The organism is Streptomyces sp. NPDC127092 (genome assembly GCF_042722475.1).
Classification (GTDB): Bacteria; Actinomycetota; Actinomycetes; order Streptomycetales; family Streptomycetaceae; genus Streptomyces.
In genome coordinates this window covers 472-1,317 of record NZ_JBHXFE010000261.1, presented here as the reverse complement: position 1 = coordinate 1,317, position 846 = coordinate 472, and the positions used below count along the sequence as shown (strand labels likewise).

Below are 846 nucleotides of genomic sequence, written 5' to 3'. Positions count from 1 at the left end.
GCCGTCGCCCGGGCGATCCTGGACCGGGTGCGCTGACCCGCGCTCCGCGCGGGCCGCTCCCGCCGTCTCAGCGCGGCCCGGCGGCCTCGGTGATCCGGTTCAGCAGGTCCATGAGGACCTGGCGCTCGGTGGTGTCGAGGGGGATCCGGGTGAGGGCGTCCACCGGGACCGTCCGGGCGGACGCCCGCAGCGCCCGCCCCTCGTCCGTCAGCCGGACCAGCACGCGTCGCTCGTCGTGGACGTCGCGCTCCCGCGTGACGAGCCCCATGCCGGCCAGGCGCCGCACCAGGGGTGTGATCGTCCCGTTGTCCATGCCGAGCCGGTCCCGCAGCGCGCCGACCCCCAGCGCGCCGGCGGCGTCCGACGTCGACGCCTCCGTCTCAGCCGAGGCGTCACTCTCCGCCTGCCACAGGGTGAGCATCACGAGGTACTGCGGGTAGGTGAGGCCGAGGCGGGACAGCAGGGGGCCGTAGCCGCGCGTGACGGCGCGCGCCGCCCGGTGCAGGGCGAAGCAGAGCTGGTCCTCGAGGACGAGGCTGGGGGTCGGCGCGGCATCCATGGAAGCGATTCTAGTGGTCGCTGGGGAGCGACTTGGTTGCGCGCGACCTAACCGGGTGGCAGGCTGGAGCCGACTCGTCCCGCACGGGGCGGGCGGATGAAAGGACCTCCCATGGAGACCATCTACACCGCCGAGGCGCTCAGCACCGGCGCCGGCCGCGACGGCCATGTCCGCACCACCGACGGGCGGGTCGACCTCGACCTCGCCGTGCCCACCGAAATGGGCGGCTCCGGCCAGGGCACCAACCCCGAGCAGCTGTTCGCCGCCGGCTACGCCGCGTGCTTCCA

At 74.5% G+C, this 846-nt stretch carries 1 protein-coding gene; it reads right to left on the bottom strand.

What is annotated here, in order from left to right; translation table 11 throughout:
- Nucleotides 1–67: 67 nt before the first annotated feature.
- A complete protein-coding gene (locus ACFWJO_RS39520; RefSeq protein ID WP_144786627.1) occupies nt 68–559 on the bottom strand; it encodes a MarR family winged helix-turn-helix transcriptional regulator in 492 nt (163 codons plus the stop codon).
- Between the last annotated feature and the right edge of the window lie 287 nt (nt 560–846).

Bases quoted from the DNA above. Each gene is read 5' to 3' on its own strand.
- ACFWJO_RS39520 (WP_144786627.1), bottom strand. From the start codon at position 559: ATGGATGCCGCGCCGACCCCCAGCCTCGTCCTCGAGGACCAGCTCTGC.